Source organism: Streptomyces albidoflavus, from assembly GCF_000719955.1.
Taxonomy (GTDB): Bacteria; Actinomycetota; Actinomycetes; order Streptomycetales; family Streptomycetaceae; genus Streptomyces; species Streptomyces albidoflavus.
This window is the reverse complement of record NZ_JOII01000002.1, coordinates 169,108-185,333: the sequence shown is the minus strand read 5'-3', so window position 1 is coordinate 185,333 and position 16,226 is coordinate 169,108. Positions and strand designations below refer to the sequence as shown.

Here is a 16,226-nt window from a genome sequence, read left to right as displayed (position 1 = left end):
ACCGGATCAGAGCGGCGTCGTCGTCCGGGCGGGGGCGTACCAGCCGAGGGCCGCGGCGACGAAGAGGGTGGTGGTGAGGAGGACCGCGCCGGCGCGGAGGGCGGGGGAGGAGGTGGTGCGGGCGGCCACCGTCCAGGCGAGGAGGGGGAGTGCGATGCCGAGCAGCACCATCGCGGGGAAGTCGAGGTAGAGCACGCTCCAGTTCGGGCTGGTCTCGAACTCGCCGGGCCACCGGCGGGGAGCCGCCACCGCCCAGGAGCCGAGTCCGGCGGCCCCGCCGAGGGCGGCGGAGAGGCAGCCTCCGGTGGTCTCGGCTCTGCCTTCGGCCTCCGGGTGCTTCCGTCGCGTCGTGGTCATGGAGGTGGGGACGTTCCGTGATCGTCTCCGGTTCCGGGCTCGTGGCGCGTTCCGGTCAGCGCAGGACGAAGGCGTCCGCCAGCATCAGCGCGGCGACGGCGAGCAGCGCCGTGCCGAAGACCCGTTGCACGGTGCGCCCGGAGACCCGCGCGGCCAGCCGCCGGCCGTCCCAGGCGCCGAGGACGGCGGCGGCGGTGAAGGGCCCGACCACGGTCCAGTCCAGCGCCGAGAGCGTGCCGCCGCGGGCCGCGAGGGAGGCGGTGGAGGTCAGGGTGATGACGAGCAGGCTGGTGCCCACCGCCGCCCGTATCGGCAGCCCGACCACCCGCACCAGCGCGGGCACCCCGAGGAACCCGCCGCCCACCCCGAGCAGCCCGGTCACCGCGCCCAGCCCCGCCCCCGCCCCGATCGCCCGCGCGGTGTTCGTCCCGCCGGTGGCGCGGGCCTCGTCGCGGGTCCGCAGCATCCCGGCGGCGGCCACGGCGGCCAGGACCGCGAAGGCGGCGGTGAGCAGGGCGTCGGGCAGCCGGGCGGCGAGCAGGCCGCCGAGGACGGCCGGGAGGAGCCCGGCGGCGGCGAAGAGCAGCCCGGCGCGCCAGCGGACGTTGCCGTCGCGGCCGTGGGCGTACAGCGAGGTGGCCGTGGTGATCGCGACGATGACCAGGCCGGCGGTGGTGGCCTCCACGGGGGAGAAGCCGAGCAGGTAGACCAGGGCCGGGACGGCCAGGACGGAGCCGCCGCCCCCCATGCCGCCCAGCGCGAGCCCGACCACCGCTCCGGCCAGCAGGGCGAGGACCACGGCGCTCATGCCGTGCCCCCGGAGGGGACGGACGGGAGCGGGGGACAGCCGGGGTGGGACATGGTGCGGGGTGGTTCCGTTCGTGCGGCGGTGCGGTGGTGGCGTGCGGGTCGGGCTCAGGTGACGGTGAGCCCGGCGGCCTCGGCGTGGTCGAGCGAGTCGTCGACGGCGACCACCTCGTGGCCCGCGGCGTCCAGCAGGGAGGCGGCGACGGCGGCGCGCATGCCGCCGGCGCAGTGCACCCAGACCGGACCCTCGGGCAGCTCGCCCAGGCGCCCGACGAGGGTGTGGAGCGGGATGTGCAGGGAGCCCTCGATCCGGCGCCCGGAGCGTTCGCTGTCGCGGCGTACGTCCAGGACGGCGGCGGGGCGCTCCCGGGCCAGCTCGGCGAAGGTGGCGCGCCGGAAGGAGGCGGGGGCGGTGCCCGGCGGCAGCCAGTCGGCGGGGCCGCCGGTGGCCGCGGCGGCGGGGCGGTCGATGCCGACCCGGACCAGTTCGCGCTGGGCCTCGGCGAGCTGTGCGGGGCTCTCGGCGAGCAGGGTGACGGGCTTGCCCCAGGGGATGAGCCAGGCCAGGTAGGTGGCGAGCTGCCCGTCGGCCTCGAAGTTGTAGGTGCCGGGCACGTGGCCCTCGGCGAAGGCCACCCGGTGGCGCAGGTCGACCACCCATTCGCCGGCGGCGAGGCGGTCGGCGAGCGCGGCCGGGTCGGCGGTGGCCGGCGGGGTCAGGTCGACCGGGGCGGGGCCCGCGCTGTTCACCGGGCCCATGTGGGCGTAGTAGGCCGGGACGTCGTCGAGGGCGGCCAGCAGGTCGGCGACGAAGGTGTCGGCGTCCTTGACCAGCGCCTCGTTGGCGCTCCGCTCCTGGCCGACGGTGCTGGTCTCGCCGGTGGCCTGCGCCGAGGAGCAGAAGCTGCCGAAGCCGTGGGTGGGCAGGACCGCCGTCGCGTCCGGCAGCGTGCCGGCAAGGCGGTGGGCGGAGGCGTGCTGGGCGCGGGCCAGCTCCTCGGTGAGCCGGGGCTCCACGAGGTCGGGGCGGCCGACGGTGCCGATCAGCAGCGAGCCGCCGGTGAAGGCGGCCACCGGCGTACCCGCCTCGTGCAGGACGTACGCCGTGTGGTGCGGGGTGTGGCCGGGGGTGGCCACGGCGTGCAGGGTCAGCTCCTGGTCGACGCTCGCGCTGTCGCCGTCGTGGACCGGGGTGCGGGGGAAGGAGACCCGGGCGCCGGCCGGGACGAGGTACTCGGCGCCGGTGACCCGGGCCAGCTCCAGCCCGCCGGTGACGTAGTCGTTGTGGACGTGGGTCTCCACCACCAGGGCGATGCGCACGCCCCGGCGCGCGGCGGCCGCGATGACCTGGTCGATGTCGCGCGGGGGGTCCACGGCGACGGCGGTGGTGGCGCCACCCGCCAGGTAGTGGCGGTTGCCGAGGCCGGGTATGGCGATCGTCTCGACGAAGAACACGCTGCGCACTCCTTGCTTCGCGAACTATTACCCCCCGGGGTATCTATTTCACCGTAACAGATGCCCCCGGGGGTATGTTGACCGGCGGTTCCGGAGGCGTGGAACGGCCGTCCGGCCCCGCCCGGGGTGCGGGCGGGGCCGGACGGCCGGGGCGCGGTGCGGGCGGCGGATTCAGCCCCGCCGCAGGAGGTAGGTGTCCATGATCCAGCCCTTGCGCTCACGCGCCTCGGCGCGCAGCTCCGTGATCCGGTCGGCGACCTCGCTCAGCCGGCCCGAGACCAGGATCTCGTCGGGAGTCCCCACGTAGGCGCCCCAGTGGATGACCGGGTCCTCGTCCAGGTGGTGGCGGTACGCCTGCTGGGCGTCGAGCATCACCACCAGGTCGTCCACCCCCTCCGGCCACCCCTGCGCCAGCCGCCGCCCGGTGGTGAACTGCACCGGCCGGGCCACCCGGTTGAGCCCGGTGCGGTGCCGCGCCAGGAGCGCCGAGACGCTGCTGATGCCGGGGATCACCTCGTGGTCGAAGGCCACCCGGCCGCGCTGGAGGATCTCCTCCAGGATGCCGAGGGTCGAGTCGTACAGCGCCGGGTCGCCCCAGACCAGGAAGGCGCCCGTGCCGTCCTCGGGCAGCTCGTCGGTGATCATCCGCTCGTAGACGTCGGCCCGGCGGCTGCGCCAGTCCTCGACCGCCTCGGTGTACGCGGCGGTGCCCGCGCGGCTGTCCCGGTCGCGATCCGGGTCCCTGGCCTCCACCAGCCGGTACGGGCGGTCCCCGGCGTGCTCCGCCAGGATCTCGTGGCGCAGCCGCAGCAGGTCCGCCTTCTCCTCGCCCTTGTCGAGCAGGAAGAACACGTCCACCCGCCGCATCGCCTTCACCGCCTGAAGGGTCAGCTGATCCGGATCTCCCGATCCCATACCGATGACATAGATGTTGCGCACCCGGCCGAGTCTGCCCTACCGCCGCCGGCGCCCGGCCGCCAGCCCCCACGGGCCCGCGCACGGCACCCGTGCGCGCTCCCCGCGGTGATCACCTTGACCGGATCGTGTTCCCGCGGACCGGTCCCCGGGCCCCTTGCCCCGGTATGGGCGAGTGAGCCCGAACACAGTGCGCCGTGCACGCCCCCTGCCTTTGGCGGGATGTGCCCGCCCCCGGCCCCCTCCGGGGGCGTACGCCCCAGCCCCTGTCGCATATGCTTCCGGCCGGTGGCGCCGCACGCGCGTGTCACAGGTGAGTGAGGGGGGTGGAGCGCAGCCGTGCTGCTCCCGCAGGTGATGCCGCCTCCTCCGAGGACGGCAGGAAAGATGAACCCACTGAACGGCACCGGACCGGTGGGCGGCTCCCTCAGAGCCGTCGACGCCGTACTGCTTCTCGTCGAGGACGACCCCGGCGACGCGCTCCTGCTGGAGGAGACGCTCGCCGACAGCGACCTCGACGCCGAACTGGTCAGCGTCCGCACCCTCGCCGAGGCCCAGAGCTACCTCGCCGGGTGCGACCGACTGGTCTGCGTCCTGCTCGACCTGCACCTCCCGGACGTGCACGGCCTCGACTCGGTCACCCGCATCGTGCACTCCGCCCCCGACGCCGCCATCGTCGTGCTGACCGGCCTCGCCGAGTCCGAGGCCGGGCTCGCCGCCGTCGCCACCGGTGCCCAGGACTACCTCGGCAAGGGCCACCTCGACCCCGAGACCCTCAGCCGCGCCGTCCGCTACGCCCTCCAGCGCAAGCAGGTCGAACGCGCCTCCGCGGCCCTGCGCGCCAACGAGCGGATAGCCCAGGAGAACGCCCGGCTCGAACGCGGCCTGCTCCCCGTCCCGCTGCTGCACGGCGAGGACTTCGGCGCGGCCGCGCGGTACGAACCCGGCCGCGCCCACGGCCTGCTCAGCGGCGACTTCTACGACGTCGTGCAGACCGCCGACGGCGCCGTCCACGCGGTCATCGGCGACGTCTCGGGCCACGGCGCGGCCGAGGCCGCACTCGGCGTCTGCCTCCGCGTCGCCTGGCGCACCGCCGTGCTCTGCGGCACCGAGCAGCTGGAGAAGGTCCGGCTGCTGGAGGAGATCCTAGTCGCCGAACGCTCCGACCCGCACGTCTTCGCCACCGTCACCCTGCTCGTCTTCCCGCCCGACCGCCGCTCGGTCCGGGTGGTGCGCGCGGGCCACCCCGGCATGCTGATCCGCTCCGGCACCACCGTCCGCCAGGTGGAGACGCCCGGTGGCATGGCTCTCGGGCTGCTGCCCGGCCGGGGCGAATGGCCGCAGGAGGAGGTGGAGCTGCCGGACGGCGGCCACGTCGTCCTCTTCACCGACGGCCTCTTCGAGGGCCGCACCGGCCCCGACAGCCGCCTCGGCGAGGAGGGGCTGCTGGAGCTGGCTCTGCGCAACGCCGCCCTGGAGCCCGCCGCCTTCGTGGACGCCCTCGTCGACGGCGCCACGGAGGGCGCCGCGCCCTTCGGCGGCCTCGCCGACGATGTCGCTGTTCTGCACCTCGGATGGGGGAAGTCGTGAGTCCGGCCCGCAAGACCTTCCAGGAGCGCCTCTCCGTCCAGGGCTGGGTCCGCCTGGTCCTGATGGCGATGGTCGTCGTCGTCCTCGGCTGCACCGCGGTCGCCGGCGCGCTGCTCTCCCGTACCAACGACCAGACCAACGAACTGGTCGACCGCATCCAGCCGGCCCGCTCCATCGCCTTCCAGCTCCAGAAGTCGCTGCTGGACCAGGAGACCGGGGTCCGGGGCTATGTCCTCTCCGGTGACGCCTCCTTCCTCACCCCCTACGAGGAGGGCCGCGAGGGCGAGCGCGACCACATCGCCCGCATCCGGCAGTACATCGGCGGCGACGCCCGCTTCGCGGAGGACGTCGAGCGCATCGAGAAGGCGGCCGCTGCCTGGCGCCGCGAGCAGGCCGAGCCGCTGATCGCCGCCGTCCGCGAGGGCGGTCCGCAGGCCGCCACCACCGTCGACGTCACCGAGAGCAAGCTCCAGTTCGACTACATCCGGGACCTCTTCGACGCCCAGCAGAGCCACCTGGAGGAGGCCCGCGCCGCCACCCGGGCCGAGCTGAACGACGCCCGCTCGGTCCGCGACATCGTGCTCGTCGTGGTCCTGGTCGTCTTCGTCCTCGCCGTGGTCGTCCTCGCGCTCCTCCTCCACCACATGGTCGGCCGTCCCCTGGAGAGGCTGCAGGCCGCCTCCGGACGCGTCCGCGAAGGCGACTTCGAGCGCCGTATCGAGGTGGGCGGCCCCTCCGACCTCAGGGCCGTCGGCACCGCCGTCGAGGCGATGCGCCGCCGCCTGGTCGAGGAACTGGTCGCCGCCCAGACCCGCGAGACCCTGCTCACCGGCCAGACCGACGAGCTGCGCCGCTCCAACGCCGAGCTGGAGCAGTTCGCCTACGTCGCCTCCCACGACCTCCAGGAGCCGCTGCGCAAGGTCGCCTCCTTCTGCCAGCTGCTGGAGAAGCGGTACAGCGCCGAACTGGACGACCGCGGCCGCCAGTACATCGACTTCGCGGTCGACGGCGCCAAGCGGATGCAGGTCCTCATCAACGACCTGCTCACCTTCTCCCGCGTCGGCCGGGTCGGCGACGCCTGGCAGCAGACCTCGCTCGACGCCGCGCTCGACCGGGCGCTGGGCAACCTGGAGCTGGCCGTCGAGGAGAGCGGTGCCGTCGTCGTCCGGGACGCCCCCCTGCCCGAGATCAGCGGCGACCCCACCACCCTCGCCATGCTCTGGCAGAACCTCCTCGGCAACGCCCTGAAGTTCCGCCGCCCCGACGTGCCGGCCCGGATCGAGATCGACTGCGTCCGCGAGGACGACGACACCTGGCACCTGTCGGTCACCGACAACGGCATCGGCATCGCCCCGGAGTTCTCCGAGAAGGTCTTCGTGATCTTCCAGCGCCTGCACGCCAAGGACGCCTACGGCGGCACCGGCATCGGTCTCGCCCTCTGCCGCAAGATCGTCGAGTTCCACGGCGGCCGGATCTGGCTGGAGCCGGTCGCCGGCCCCGGCGGGGACGGCGACACCGGTGAGGTGCGGGGCACCCGCGTCCACTTCACCCTGCCCGCCGCCGTCACCGGCTCGCGGTCGGACCTGCTCACCCCTGCCACCACCAGCCTTCCGGGAGACGGACAGTGACCACCCCCGCCCAGCCCATCGAAGTCCTGCTCGTCGAGGACGACCCCGGCGACGAGCTGATGACCCGCGAGGCGTTCGAGGACAACAAGATCCGCAACACCCTCCACGTCGTCCGGGACGGCGAGGAGGCCCTCGACTTCCTCTACCGGCGCGGTGCCTACCCCGACGCCCCCCGCCCCGACCTGATCCTGCTCGACCTCAACCTCCCCAAGTACGACGGCAGGCAGGTCCTCGCGCAGATCAAGGCGGACGCGGAACTCGCCCTCATCCCGGTCGTGGTGCTCACCACCTCGTCCGCCGAGGAGGACATCCTGCGCAGCTACAAGCTGCACGCCAACGCCTACGTGACCAAGCCCGTCGACCTGGACCAGTTCATCGCGGCGGTCAAGCAGATCGACGACTTCTTCGTCACGGTGGTGCGGCTCCCGGGCCGCTCCTGACCTGGGACTTCCGCCGGGTGACACCTTTCACGGCGGAAGGAGACATACCCGGGGAATCACGGGGCACAAGGGATTCGAGGAGAACCCACAGAGCTTCTCACCGGGTGCACTGGCAGGAGCAGATGAACGAACAGGTCACCATGGACACGGGCTTTCCCTTCACCGCGGCGGACTCCGTCGAACCGCTGCGGCAGTCAGTGGAGTTCGACGGCGAACCAGGCTGCATAGCGCGAGCCCGCGAGGTCGCGAGCCGCTTCCTCCAGCAGCTCCAGGCCGAGTGGCTGGCCGCCCCGCGGCCGCGCCTCGCCGACGACCTCCTGCTGGTCGTCAGCGAGCTGGTCACCAACGCCGAGCGGCACAGCCACGGTCCGTACGTCCTGGAGCTGGAGGGCACCGACAGCCTGCTGTCGGTCACCGTCTACGACAGCAGTTCGGCCCTGCCGCGCTGGTACGAGCCGGACCCGACGCGCCTCGGCGGCCACGGGCTGGAGATCGTCCGGGCCGTCGCCGACCACGTCACCGCCGAGCGGGTGCCGGTCGGCAAGCGCGTCACCGCCACCTTCACCCTGGCTCCCCAGGCCGCTGGCTGACCTGCCCCGCGGCGGCCCGACCACGCCGTGGAAGTTCACCGGGGGAAGTGTGAAGAAACGGGGGAAGTCGCTTGTTGTCAAAGACTGACGCTCGCTCATATCGTGTGGCCTCGCGCCGCGGCTCCGTGGCCGTGGTGCGTACGGGAGCATCGTCCACGACCACCGGCCTCCAGCCGGTTGATCAGAGAGGTTGTCGTGTCCTCAGCCCAGCCGTCCCCCCGTCCCGCTGACCGTTCGCTCCAGATCCGGCAGCGCTCCGAAGGCGGAGGCATCGTCGTCCAGCTCGGCGGCGATCTCGACCTGGAGAACATCACCCCCCTGGGCCCCGCCCTCTCCGACGCCGCCGCGACCGTCTCCGGCCCCGTCGTGGTGGACCTCTCCGGGGTCGGCTTCGCCGACTCCAGCACGGTCAACGTCTTCCTCCAGGCGTACGGCGCCATCGGGCCCCGGCTGCGGTTCGCCGCGCTCTCCCCCTTCGGCGAGCGGCTTTTCGGGCTCATCGGCCTCCAGAGCGCCCTGCCGGTGCACGAGACGGTGGCCGAGGCGCTCGCGGCCCCGCTGCCCGACGGCGACCACGCCCGCTGAGGGCGACGGGCCGGCCGGGGACTGTGGCCCCGGCCGCCCTCAGCCCAGCAGTACGGCGACCGTCACCAGCGCCGGCACCGCCAGCACCGTGGAGAGCAGCACCGCCTCGCGGGCCAGCCGGACGCCGGTGTCGTAGCGCGAGGCGTAGGTGAAGAGGTTCTGCGCGGCCGGCAGGGCGCTGGTGACCACCACGGTCAGCAGCGCCGGGCCCGTCAGCCCGAAGACGCCCGCGCCCACCGCCCAGGCCGCCACCGGCTGGCCCACCGTCTTCAGCCCGACCGCCAGCAGCACCTGCCCCCGCTCCGGCCCCCGGGCCGGCAAGGTGGCGCCCCGCAGCGAGATCCCGAAGGCCAGCAGCACCGCCGGGACCGCCATCGCCCCCAGCAGCTCCACCGGGTCGAGCAGGGGAGCGGGCACCCGCACCCCCGCGGCCGCCACCGCCACCCCCGCCAGCGAACCGAGCACCACCGGATTGCGCAGCGGAGCCGTGACCACCGCCAGCGGCGAGGTCCGCGCCCCCGGCCGGGACAGGTCGATGACGGTGAGCGCCAGCGGGGAGACGATCAGCAGCTGGAAGAGGAGGACCGGCGCGATCAGGGTGGCGTCGCCGAGCACGTAGACCGCGATCGGGATGCCGAGGTTCCCGGCGTTGACGTACCCCGCGCACAGGGCGCCGATCGTGGTCGGCCCGGTACCCCAATGGCGTAGCGCGCCCACCGCGATGTAGACGCCCGCCACCAGCAGCGTCGAGGCGGCGGTGACCAGCAGGCCCGGGGAGGCCAGCGCGCCGAGGTCGGCGTCGGCGAGGGTGGTGAAGAGCAGGGCGGGGGAGGCCACGTGGAAGGCGAGCCGGGTCAGCACGGGGCCGCCCTGCTCCCCGAGGACGCGGGCGCGCCCCGCCAGGTAACCGGCGGCGATGAGGGCCCCGATGACGGCGAAGCCCTCCAGCACTCCGGTCACGGCCGGCCCCCGGGGCCGGGTATGAGGGAGGGGATGCCGCTCACCGGCTGGTCAGGATCGTGTCGCACATGACCCGCACCCTAAGGATCATGGAAGCCCGCGGGCAAACCTGTCTCACGCCCGCCGCCAAGGCCCGCCCGGCCCCGACCCGAGGAGTCCCGACGCCATGACCGGACCGATCCCGCCCCTCGCCCCGACCGTCCGGCTGCGCCACGGCGCGGAGATGCCCCGCCTCGGCTTCGGCACCTACCCGCTCGACGACACCGAGGCCGAGCACGCCGTCGCCACCGCCATCGAGAACGGCTACCGCCTCATCGACACCGCCGCGCTCTACGGCAACGAGATCGGTGTCGGCCGCGGGCTGCGCGGCGGCGGCGTCGCCCGCGACGAGCTCTTCGTCACCAGCAAGCTCACCAAGGAGCAGCAGGGCACCGGCACCCGCCGCGCCGTCGAGGAGAGCTGCGCCCGCCTGGGCACCGACCACCTCGACCTGTACCTCATCCACTGGCCCGACCCCGCTCAGGACGCCTACGTGGAGACCTTCCGGACCCTGGCCGACCTGATGGGGGAGGGGACGCTGAAGGCGGTCGGCGTCTCCAACTTCAAGCCGCACCACCTGGACCGGATCATCGAGACCACCGGGGTGGTGCCCGACGTCAACCAGATCCAGCTGAGCCCGTACCACACGCGCGACGGCGTCCGGGCCCACCACGAGAAGCTCGGCATCGTCACCGAGGCGTGGAGCCCGCTCGGCCGGGACGGGACCGTCTTCGCCGAGGAGCCGGTACGACGGGCCGCCGAGCGGCACGGGCGCACCCCCGCCCAGATCGTGCTGCGCTGGCACGTCCAGCAGGGCATCGTGCCGGTGCCGAAGTCCGGCCACTCCGAGCGGATGCGGGAGAACCTGGACGTCTTCGGCTTCGAGCTGACCGGGGCCGAGCTGGACGAGATCTCCGGGCTCGACCGGGGCGAGGCGGCCGCCGACGACTCGGACGTCCTCGCGCACTGAGCCGGCCGCACGGCGGGCCGGGCACGGCGCCCTGGGGGCTGCCGGACGTGCACCTGACACCCGGGCATAGGATCGGCCTCCGCATGGACACGATCACTCCCGGGGCGTTCGCCCTGCTCGCCGCGGCCGCCCTGCTCGTCGGCTTCTCCAAGACCTCCGTCAGCGGTGCCAACACCATCAGCCTCGCCGTCTTCGCCGCGGTCCTGCCCGCCAAGGAGTCGACCGGCGTCCTGCTGCCGCTGCTCATCGTCGGCGACATCTGCGCCGTCCTCGTCTACCGGCGGCACGCCCACTGGCCCACGCTCTGGCGCCTCTTCCCGGCCGTCGCCGCCGGGGTGCTGGCCGGCACCGCCTTCCTGGCCCTCGCCGACGACGGGGCGGTCCGCACCTCCATCGGCGCGATCCTGCTGGCGATGTCCGCCATGACGTACTGGCGCCGCCGCAGGGCCGCCCGCGCCCCGGCTGGGACGGACGGGGAACCCGGGCCGGAGGAGGAGCCCGGGACCGGCCGGGGAGGCCGCCTGAAGGCCCGGGGGTACGGCGTCCTCGGCGGCTTCACCACCATGGTCGCCAACGCGGGCGGCCCCGTGATGTCGCTCTACCTGCTTTCGGCCGGCTTCCGGAAGCTCGGATTCCTGGGGACGTCCGCCTGGTTCTTCCTCATCGTCAACACCTCCAAGGTGCCCTTCAGCGTCGGCCTCGGGCTCATCGACGGGCCCTCCCTGCTGCTCGACGCCGTCCTGGTGCTCTTCGTCGTCCCCGGCGCCCTGCTGGGGCGGGCCCTCGCCCACCGGATCAACCAGGCCCTCTTCGACCAGCTGGTCCTCGCGGCCACGGTCGTCGGCGGGGTCCAGCTCCTCCTGCTGGGCTGACGGGCCCGTGCCCCCGCTCAGCGGGAGAGGGCGGCGGCCCGCGCCATGCCGGTCAGCTTCTCGGGGTTGCGCACGGCGTAGATCCCGGTGACGAGACCCTCGTCCAGGCGGAGCGCCACGACGGTGTCCAGCTCCCCGTCCAGGCTGAGGACCAGCGCCGGGTGGCCGTTGACCTGCGCGGGCCGCAGCGAGTCCACGCCGATGCCGGGGACCTTGCCCACCCCGGCCACCAGCAGCCGCGCCACCTTGTCGGCGCCCACGACCGGCCGGGCCGCCGCCTGCTTCACGCCGCCGCCGTCGCCCAGCATGACCACGTCCGGCGCGAGGATGTCGACCAGCCCCTGGAGGTCACCGGTCAGCGTCGCCCGGCGGAACGCCTCCAGCGCCCGCCGCGTCTCGGCCGGGGAGGCGGCGGAGCGGGGGCGCCGCGCCGCGACGTGCGCCCGGGCCCGGTGGGCGATCTGGCGGACCGCCGCCTGGCTCTTGCCGACCGCCTCGGCGATCTCCTCGTACTCGACCGCGAAGACCTCGCGCAGCACGAAGACGGCGCGCTCGGTCGGCGCCAGCGTCTCCAGCACCAGCAGCATCGCCATCGAGAGGCTGTCGGCCAGCTCCACGTCCTCGGCCACGTCCGGTGCGGTGAGCAGGGGTTCGGGCAGCCAGGGGCCGACGTAGGACTCCTTGCGGCGGCCGAGGGTGCGCAGCCGGGTCAGTGCCTGGCGGGTGGTGATCCGCACCAGGTACGCGCGCCGGTCGCGGACCTCGGCGAGGTCGACGCCGGACCAGCGCAGCCAGGTCTCCTGGAGCACGTCCTCCGCGTCGGCCGCCGAGCCGAGCAGCTCGTAGGCGACGGTGAAGAGAAGGTTCCGGTGGGCGACGAACGCCTCCGTCGCCGCGTCCGCCCCGGTCCGCCCGCCATGCTCGGTGTCCATCGCCCGCTCCTGCCCGTCCTGGTCGCTCGGTCGGTTCCTCATGCGCACAGGACGCCGCCGGACACCGCGTTGTGACACCGGTTCACGGTGGCGCTCGTCACGTGCCCGCCCTGTCACGGCGGGCGGGGCGGCCGGCGTCTGGTGGATGTCCGGTACCCACCTCGGCCCACACGTGAGGACACCACCATGAACGCCCGGTTCCCCCTCTTCGAGAACGCCCTCTCCACCCGGTTCGCCAAGCGGTTCTTCGGCGCCGCCCAGGTGATCCTCCAGTCCCCGCTGCCCCGCTCGACCCAGGAACTGGTGTCGCTGCGGGCCAGCCAGATCAACGGCTGCGGCCACTGCGTCGACATGCACACCAAGGAGGCCACCGCCGCCGGGGAGAGCGCCACCCGGCTCCACCTGGTCGCCACCTGGCGCGAGTCCACCGTCTTCACCGAGGCCGAGCGGGCCGCCCTCGCCCTCGCCGAGGAGGGCACCCGGCTCGCCGACGCCCACCAGGGCGTCTCGGACGCCACCTGGGAGCAGGTCCGCGCCCACTACGACGACGACCAGATCGCCGCCCTGGTCTGCCAGGTCGCGGTGATCAACGCCGCCAACCGGCTCGCCGTGATCGTGCGTCAGCCCGGCGGCTCGTACCAGGCCGGCATGCTGGCGGCCGCCGACCTCTGACCGCCCGCGCCGGGGCTCGACCCGGCGGGAGGAACCCCCTCCGGCCGGGCGCCCTTGACCTCGACTTAAGTCGAGGTCCTAGCTTCGCCCTCATGAGCATGGAGACCACGGCATGGACGCAGCTCTACAGCGTCCTCCACGCCGAACAGGACCGCCGCCCCCTCGCCCGCGCCACCGTGCGCCGCATCGCCGCCTTCGCCCGGCCGCACCGCGCCCGCATCGGCTGGTTCGTGGTGCTCAGTGTCGCCACCGCACTGCTCGCCGTCGCCACCCCCGTCCTCGCCGGACAGGTCGTCAACGCCTTCGTCTCCGGCTCCGACCCCTCCCTCGTCACCCGGCTCGCGCTGCTCATCGCCGCCATCGCCGTCGCCGAGGCCGGGCTCGGCATGGTCGCCCGGGGCCTCAGCTCCCGCCTCGGCGAAGGGCTCATCCTCGACCTGCGGACCGCCGTTTTCGACCACGTCCAGCGGATGCCCGTCGCCTTCTTCACCCGGACCCGCACCGGCGCCCTCGTCAGCCGCCTCAACAACGACGTCATCGGCGCCCAGCGCGCCTTCAGCGACACCCTCGCCGGCATCGTCTCCAACGTCGCCACGCTGGTCCTCGCCTTCGTCGTCATGATCGGCCTCTCCTGGCAGGTCACCCTGCTCGCCCTCGTCCTGCTGCCCGTCTTCGTCCTCCCGGCCCGCCGCACAGGGCGCCGCATGGCGGCCCTGCGCCGCGAGGCCGCCGAGCACAACTCCGCCATGAGCACCCGGATGACCGAGCGGTTCTCCGCCCCCGGCGCCACCCTCGTCAAGCTCTTCGGCCGGCCCGCGGACGAGTCCGCCGAGTTCGCCGGACGGGCCCGCCGCGTCCGCGACATCGGTGTGCGCACCGCGATGGCCGAGTACACCTTCATCACCGCCCTGACCCTGGTCTCGGCCCTCGCCCTCGCCCTCGTCTACGGCCTCGGCGGCCGGCTCGCCCTGAGCGGCGCCCTGGAACCGGGCGCCGTCGTCTCCCTCGCCCTCCTGCTGACCCGCCTGTACGCCCCGCTGACCGCCCTCGCCGGAGCCCGCCTGGAGGTGATGACCGCCCTGGTCAGCTTCGAGCGGGTCTTCGAGGTCCTCGACCTGAAGCCGCTCATCGCCGCACCGGAGCACCCCCGCGCGCTGCCCGACGGGCCCCTCGACGTCGCCTTCGAGGACGTCGTCTTCGCCTACCCGTCCGCCGACAAGGTCTCCCTCGCCTCCCTGGAGGAGGTCGCCGCCCTCGACGGCCGCGAGGGCACCGAGGTCCTGCACGGCGTCAGCTTCCGCGCCGAGCCCGGCCAGACCGTCGCCCTGGTCGGCTCCTCCGGCGCCGGCAAGTCCACCATCGCCGCCCTGCTGCCCCGCCTCTACGACACCGACGCGGGCGCCGTGCGGATCGGCGGCCAGGACGTCCGCGACCTCGACGCGGACACCCTGCGCGACGCCCTCGGCATGGTCACCCAGGACGGCCACCTCTTCCACGAGTCGGTCCGCGCCAACCTCCTCCTCGCCCGCCCCGCCGCCACCGAGGAGGAACTCTGGGACGCGCTGCGCCGCGCCCGCCTCGACGGCCTCGTCGCCTCGCTGCCGGACGGCCTCGACACCGTCGTCGGCGAGCGCGGCTACCGGCTCTCCGGCGGCGAGCGCCAGCGCATGACCATCGCCCGGCTGCTGCTGGCCCGCCCGCGCGTCGTCATCCTCGACGAGGCCACCGCCCACCTCGACAACACCTCGGAGGCCGCCGTCCAGGAGGCCCTCGCCGAAGCCCTCGACGGACGGACCGCCCTGGTCATCGCCCACCGCCTCTCCACCGTCCGCACCGCCGACCGCATCCTCGTCGTGGAGGACGGCCGCATCGTCGAACAGGGCACCCACACCGACCTGCTGGCCCGCGAGGGCCGGTACGCGGAGCTGTACCGCACCCAGTTCGCCCCCACCGAGGCGGGGGAGACCGTCGGCTGACCGTGCACATGCCGCCCGGCCGCCCGGAACGTACGGTGGCGACCGGAATGCCGGACCGGCCAAGGAGCGAGGAAATGAGCGAGTCCCCGACCGAGCGTCCCGTCCCCGAGCTGATCGACGACCGGACGGCGGGGATGCTCCGCGCGGTCGCCGAGGACGAGGTGATCGGGCACATCCAGTACCTCGTCCTGGAGACGCCCGAGGCGGCCCTGGCCCCGGTCCACACCATCGTGGACCCGGGCCACGAGGGCCACGGCATCGCCTCCGCGCTGGCCGCCGAGCTCTACGCGACGGCCGGCCGCGAGGGGCTCGCCGTCGCCCCGCTCTGCCCCTACGTCGCCCAGTGGGCCCAGCGCCACCCCGACCGGGCGGCGCCCGCCTCCGAGGAACTGCTGGAGGCGGCCCGCGTCAAGGTGGCCGAGGACCCCTCGCTCTGGTGAACGGCCCGGACCGTACGATCGGCGGATGCTCGCTCTGCTGCACACCTCGCCCGTGCACGTCCCGGTCTTCGACGCCCTGCGGGACCGGCAGCGGCCCGGGCTGACGCTGCGCCACACCGTCGCTCCGGAACTCCTCGACCGGGCCCGGCGCGAGGGGCCCGACGCCGTCGCCGACGAGATCGCCGAGGTGGTGCGGCGGGCGGTGGACGAGGGAGCCGGCGCCGTCCTGTGCACCTGCTCCACCCTCGGCGCCGTCGCCGAGACGCTGCCCGCCCCCGTCCCGGTGCTGCGGGTCGACCGGCCGATGGCCGAGGCGGCGGTGGCCCGCGCCGGGGACGGGCGGATCACCGTGGCCGCCGCCCTCGCCTCCACCCTCGGCCCCACCGCCGACCTGGTCACCGAGGCCGCCCGCCGCGCCGGACACCGCCCCCGGATCACCACCCTCCTGGTTCCCGGCGCCTGGGACCTCTTCGAGGCCGGCGACACCGACGGCTACCACCGGGCCGTGGCCGCCGCCCTCACCCCGGTCACCGGGACCGACGCCGTGGTCCTCGCCCAGGCGTCCATGGAGCCGGCCCGCGCCCTGCTCCCCGCCGAACCGCCGGTCTTCGCCAGCCCCGGCCCCGGGTTCGCGGCCGCCGCGCTGGCCGCCACCGGTGAGCCCGGTCCCCCGAACGGATGAGTGGGCGCGCGAGTGCCGGGTAGCCGTGGGAGACATCAGGAGCCGGAACCTTCCGGCGCCGCCCGTCCACGCCCGCTCCGGGCGCCGGCCGTACGGCGGGGGCACCCCCCGCCCGGCCGCCCCCGGCTGGAGGACACGATGACCCACCCGTACCCCGACCCCGTCCCGCCGGCGCCGCCGAGCCCGGAGCCCGTCCCGCCGGGGCCCGACCGGCCCGACCCGGTGCCCGGGCCCCAGCCCGGACCGCGTCCCCCCGGTCCCGGCAGCCCCGATCCGGTCCCGCCCGGGCCGCCGCCGGACCCCGGCCCGCTCCCCG

17 protein-coding genes are annotated in these 16,226 nt (G+C 74.3%); 11 read left to right on the top strand and 6 right to left on the bottom strand.

Going from position 1 to position 16,226, the window contains the following annotated elements:
* Positions 1-6 precede the first annotated feature (6 nt).
* The 4 genes from IF45_RS0102585 to cobF form a co-directional block, all read right to left on the bottom strand.
* Positions 7-357 carry a hypothetical protein gene (locus IF45_RS0102585; protein ID WP_003946773.1) on the bottom strand — a complete coding sequence of 117 codons (351 nt, stop codon included), beginning with the start codon at positions 355-357 and terminating at the stop codon, positions 7-9.
* A gap of 55 nt (positions 358-412) precedes the next feature.
* On the bottom strand, positions 413-1,165 hold the full coding sequence (locus IF45_RS0102580) for a sulfite exporter TauE/SafE family protein (protein WP_030305220.1): 753 nt from the start codon (positions 1,163-1,165) through the stop codon (positions 413-415).
* A 107-nt stretch (positions 1,166-1,272) separates the two neighbouring features.
* Complete coding sequence (locus tag IF45_RS0102575) at positions 1,273-2,619, bottom strand: MBL fold metallo-hydrolase (RefSeq protein WP_030305218.1); 1,347 nt, start codon at positions 2,617-2,619, stop codon at positions 1,273-1,275.
* Positions 2,620-2,790: 171 nt separating this feature from the next.
* On the bottom strand, positions 2,791-3,558 hold the full coding sequence (cobF, locus tag IF45_RS0102570) for a precorrin-6A synthase (deacetylating) (RefSeq protein ID WP_003946770.1): 768 nt from the start codon (positions 3,556-3,558) through the stop codon (positions 2,791-2,793).
* A 363-nt stretch (positions 3,559-3,921) separates the two neighbouring features.
* On the opposite strand from cobF, the gene IF45_RS0102565 reads away from it, so the two are divergent.
* The 5 genes from IF45_RS0102565 (at position 3,922) to IF45_RS0102545 (ending at position 8,367) form a co-directional block, all read left to right on the top strand.
* On the top strand, positions 3,922-5,124 hold the full coding sequence (locus IF45_RS0102565) for a PP2C family protein-serine/threonine phosphatase (protein WP_015508250.1): 1,203 nt from the start codon (positions 3,922-3,924) through the stop codon (positions 5,122-5,124).
* A complete protein-coding gene (locus tag IF45_RS0102560; RefSeq protein WP_030305216.1) occupies positions 5,121-6,752 on the top strand; it encodes a sensor histidine kinase in 1,632 nt (543 codons plus the stop codon). Before IF45_RS0102565 ends, IF45_RS0102560 begins: the two co-directional genes overlap by 4 nt.
* Positions 6,749-7,192, top strand: a complete 444-nt coding sequence (locus IF45_RS0102555) for a response regulator (protein ID WP_003946767.1) — start codon at positions 6,749-6,751, stop codon at positions 7,190-7,192. The genes IF45_RS0102560 and IF45_RS0102555 overlap by 4 nt, the downstream gene beginning before the upstream one ends.
* Positions 7,193-7,314: 122 nt before the next feature.
* Positions 7,315-7,782 carry an ATP-binding protein gene (locus IF45_RS0102550; RefSeq protein ID WP_008413591.1) on the top strand — a complete coding sequence of 156 codons (468 nt, stop codon included), beginning with the start codon at positions 7,315-7,317 and terminating at the stop codon, positions 7,780-7,782.
* 195 nt (positions 7,783-7,977) lie between these two features.
* Entirely contained in the window at positions 7,978-8,367 is a 390-nt protein-coding gene (locus tag IF45_RS0102545; protein ID WP_030305214.1) for an STAS domain-containing protein, read from the top strand.
* Between the two features lie 39 nt (positions 8,368-8,406).
* Here the strand turns inward: IF45_RS0102545 and IF45_RS0102540 are convergent, their stop codons facing one another.
* Positions 8,407-9,327 carry an AEC family transporter gene (locus IF45_RS0102540; RefSeq protein ID WP_003946764.1) on the bottom strand — a complete coding sequence of 307 codons (921 nt, stop codon included), beginning with the start codon at positions 9,325-9,327 and terminating at the stop codon, positions 8,407-8,409.
* 166 nt (positions 9,328-9,493) lie between these two features.
* Here IF45_RS0102540 and IF45_RS0102535 point away from each other — a divergent pair, with 166 nt between their 5' ends.
* Both IF45_RS0102535 and IF45_RS0102530 read left to right on the top strand, forming a co-directional pair.
* On the top strand, positions 9,494-10,336 hold the full coding sequence (locus IF45_RS0102535) for an aldo/keto reductase (RefSeq protein WP_003946763.1): 843 nt from the start codon (positions 9,494-9,496) through the stop codon (positions 10,334-10,336).
* 83 nt (positions 10,337-10,419) lie between these two features.
* A complete protein-coding gene (locus tag IF45_RS0102530; protein WP_008413585.1) occupies positions 10,420-11,208 on the top strand; it encodes a sulfite exporter TauE/SafE family protein in 789 nt (262 codons plus the stop codon).
* A 17-nt stretch (positions 11,209-11,225) separates the two neighbouring features.
* On the opposite strand, the gene IF45_RS0102525 is transcribed toward IF45_RS0102530, so the two are convergent.
* A complete protein-coding gene (locus IF45_RS0102525) occupies positions 11,226-12,140 on the bottom strand; it encodes an RNA polymerase sigma-70 factor (protein ID WP_030305212.1) in 915 nt (304 codons plus the stop codon).
* 186 nt (positions 12,141-12,326) lie between these two features.
* Here IF45_RS0102525 and IF45_RS0102520 point away from each other — a divergent pair, with 186 nt between their 5' ends.
* The 4 genes from IF45_RS0102520 to IF45_RS0102505 all read left to right on the top strand — a co-directional run bounded on the left by IF45_RS0102520 (position 12,327) and on the right by IF45_RS0102505 (position 15,910).
* Positions 12,327-12,812 carry a carboxymuconolactone decarboxylase family protein gene (locus tag IF45_RS0102520; protein ID WP_003946760.1) on the top strand — a complete coding sequence of 162 codons (486 nt, stop codon included), beginning with the start codon at positions 12,327-12,329 and terminating at the stop codon, positions 12,810-12,812.
* Positions 12,813-12,904: 92 nt separating this feature from the next.
* Positions 12,905-14,788, top strand: a complete 1,884-nt coding sequence (locus IF45_RS0102515) for an ABC transporter ATP-binding protein (RefSeq protein WP_003946759.1) — start codon at positions 12,905-12,907, stop codon at positions 14,786-14,788.
* Positions 14,789-14,862: 74 nt separating this feature from the next.
* Positions 14,863-15,228 carry a GNAT family N-acetyltransferase gene (locus tag IF45_RS0102510; protein WP_003946758.1) on the top strand — a complete coding sequence of 122 codons (366 nt, stop codon included), beginning with the start codon at positions 14,863-14,865 and terminating at the stop codon, positions 15,226-15,228.
* 25 nt (positions 15,229-15,253) lie between these two features.
* The gene (locus IF45_RS0102505; protein WP_003946757.1) at positions 15,254-15,910 is read left to right on the top strand and encodes an arylsulfatase; all 657 of its coding nucleotides are present in this window, start codon (positions 15,254-15,256) and stop codon (positions 15,908-15,910) included.
* Positions 15,911-16,226: the final 316 nt, after the last annotated feature.

Bases quoted from the DNA above. Each gene is read 5' to 3' on its own strand.
- IF45_RS0102565 (WP_015508250.1), top strand. From the start codon at position 3,922: ATGAACCCACTGAACGGCACCGGACCGGTGGGCGGCTCCCTCAGAGCC.
- IF45_RS0102530 (WP_008413585.1), top strand. From the start codon at position 10,420: ATGGACACGATCACTCCCGGGGCGTTCGCCCTGCTCGCCGCGGCCGCC.
- IF45_RS0102525 (WP_030305212.1), bottom strand. From the start codon at position 12,140: ATGGACACCGAGCATGGCGGGCGGACCGGGGCGGACGCGGCGACGGAG.
- IF45_RS0102520 (WP_003946760.1), top strand. From the start codon at position 12,327: ATGAACGCCCGGTTCCCCCTCTTCGAGAACGCCCTCTCCACCCGGTTC.
- IF45_RS0102585 (WP_003946773.1), bottom strand. From the start codon at position 357: ATGACCACGACGCGACGGAAGCACCCGGAGGCCGAAGGCAGAGCCGAG.
- IF45_RS0102510 (WP_003946758.1), top strand. From the start codon at position 14,863: ATGAGCGAGTCCCCGACCGAGCGTCCCGTCCCCGAGCTGATCGACGAC.
- IF45_RS0102580 (WP_030305220.1), bottom strand. From the start codon at position 1,165: ATGAGCGCCGTGGTCCTCGCCCTGCTGGCCGGAGCGGTGGTCGGGCTC.
- IF45_RS0102550 (WP_008413591.1), top strand. From the start codon at position 7,315: ATGAACGAACAGGTCACCATGGACACGGGCTTTCCCTTCACCGCGGCG.
- IF45_RS0102515 (WP_003946759.1), top strand. From the start codon at position 12,905: ATGAGCATGGAGACCACGGCATGGACGCAGCTCTACAGCGTCCTCCAC.
- IF45_RS0102535 (WP_003946763.1), top strand. From the start codon at position 9,494: ATGACCGGACCGATCCCGCCCCTCGCCCCGACCGTCCGGCTGCGCCAC.
- IF45_RS0102505 (WP_003946757.1), top strand. From the start codon at position 15,254: ATGCTCGCTCTGCTGCACACCTCGCCCGTGCACGTCCCGGTCTTCGAC.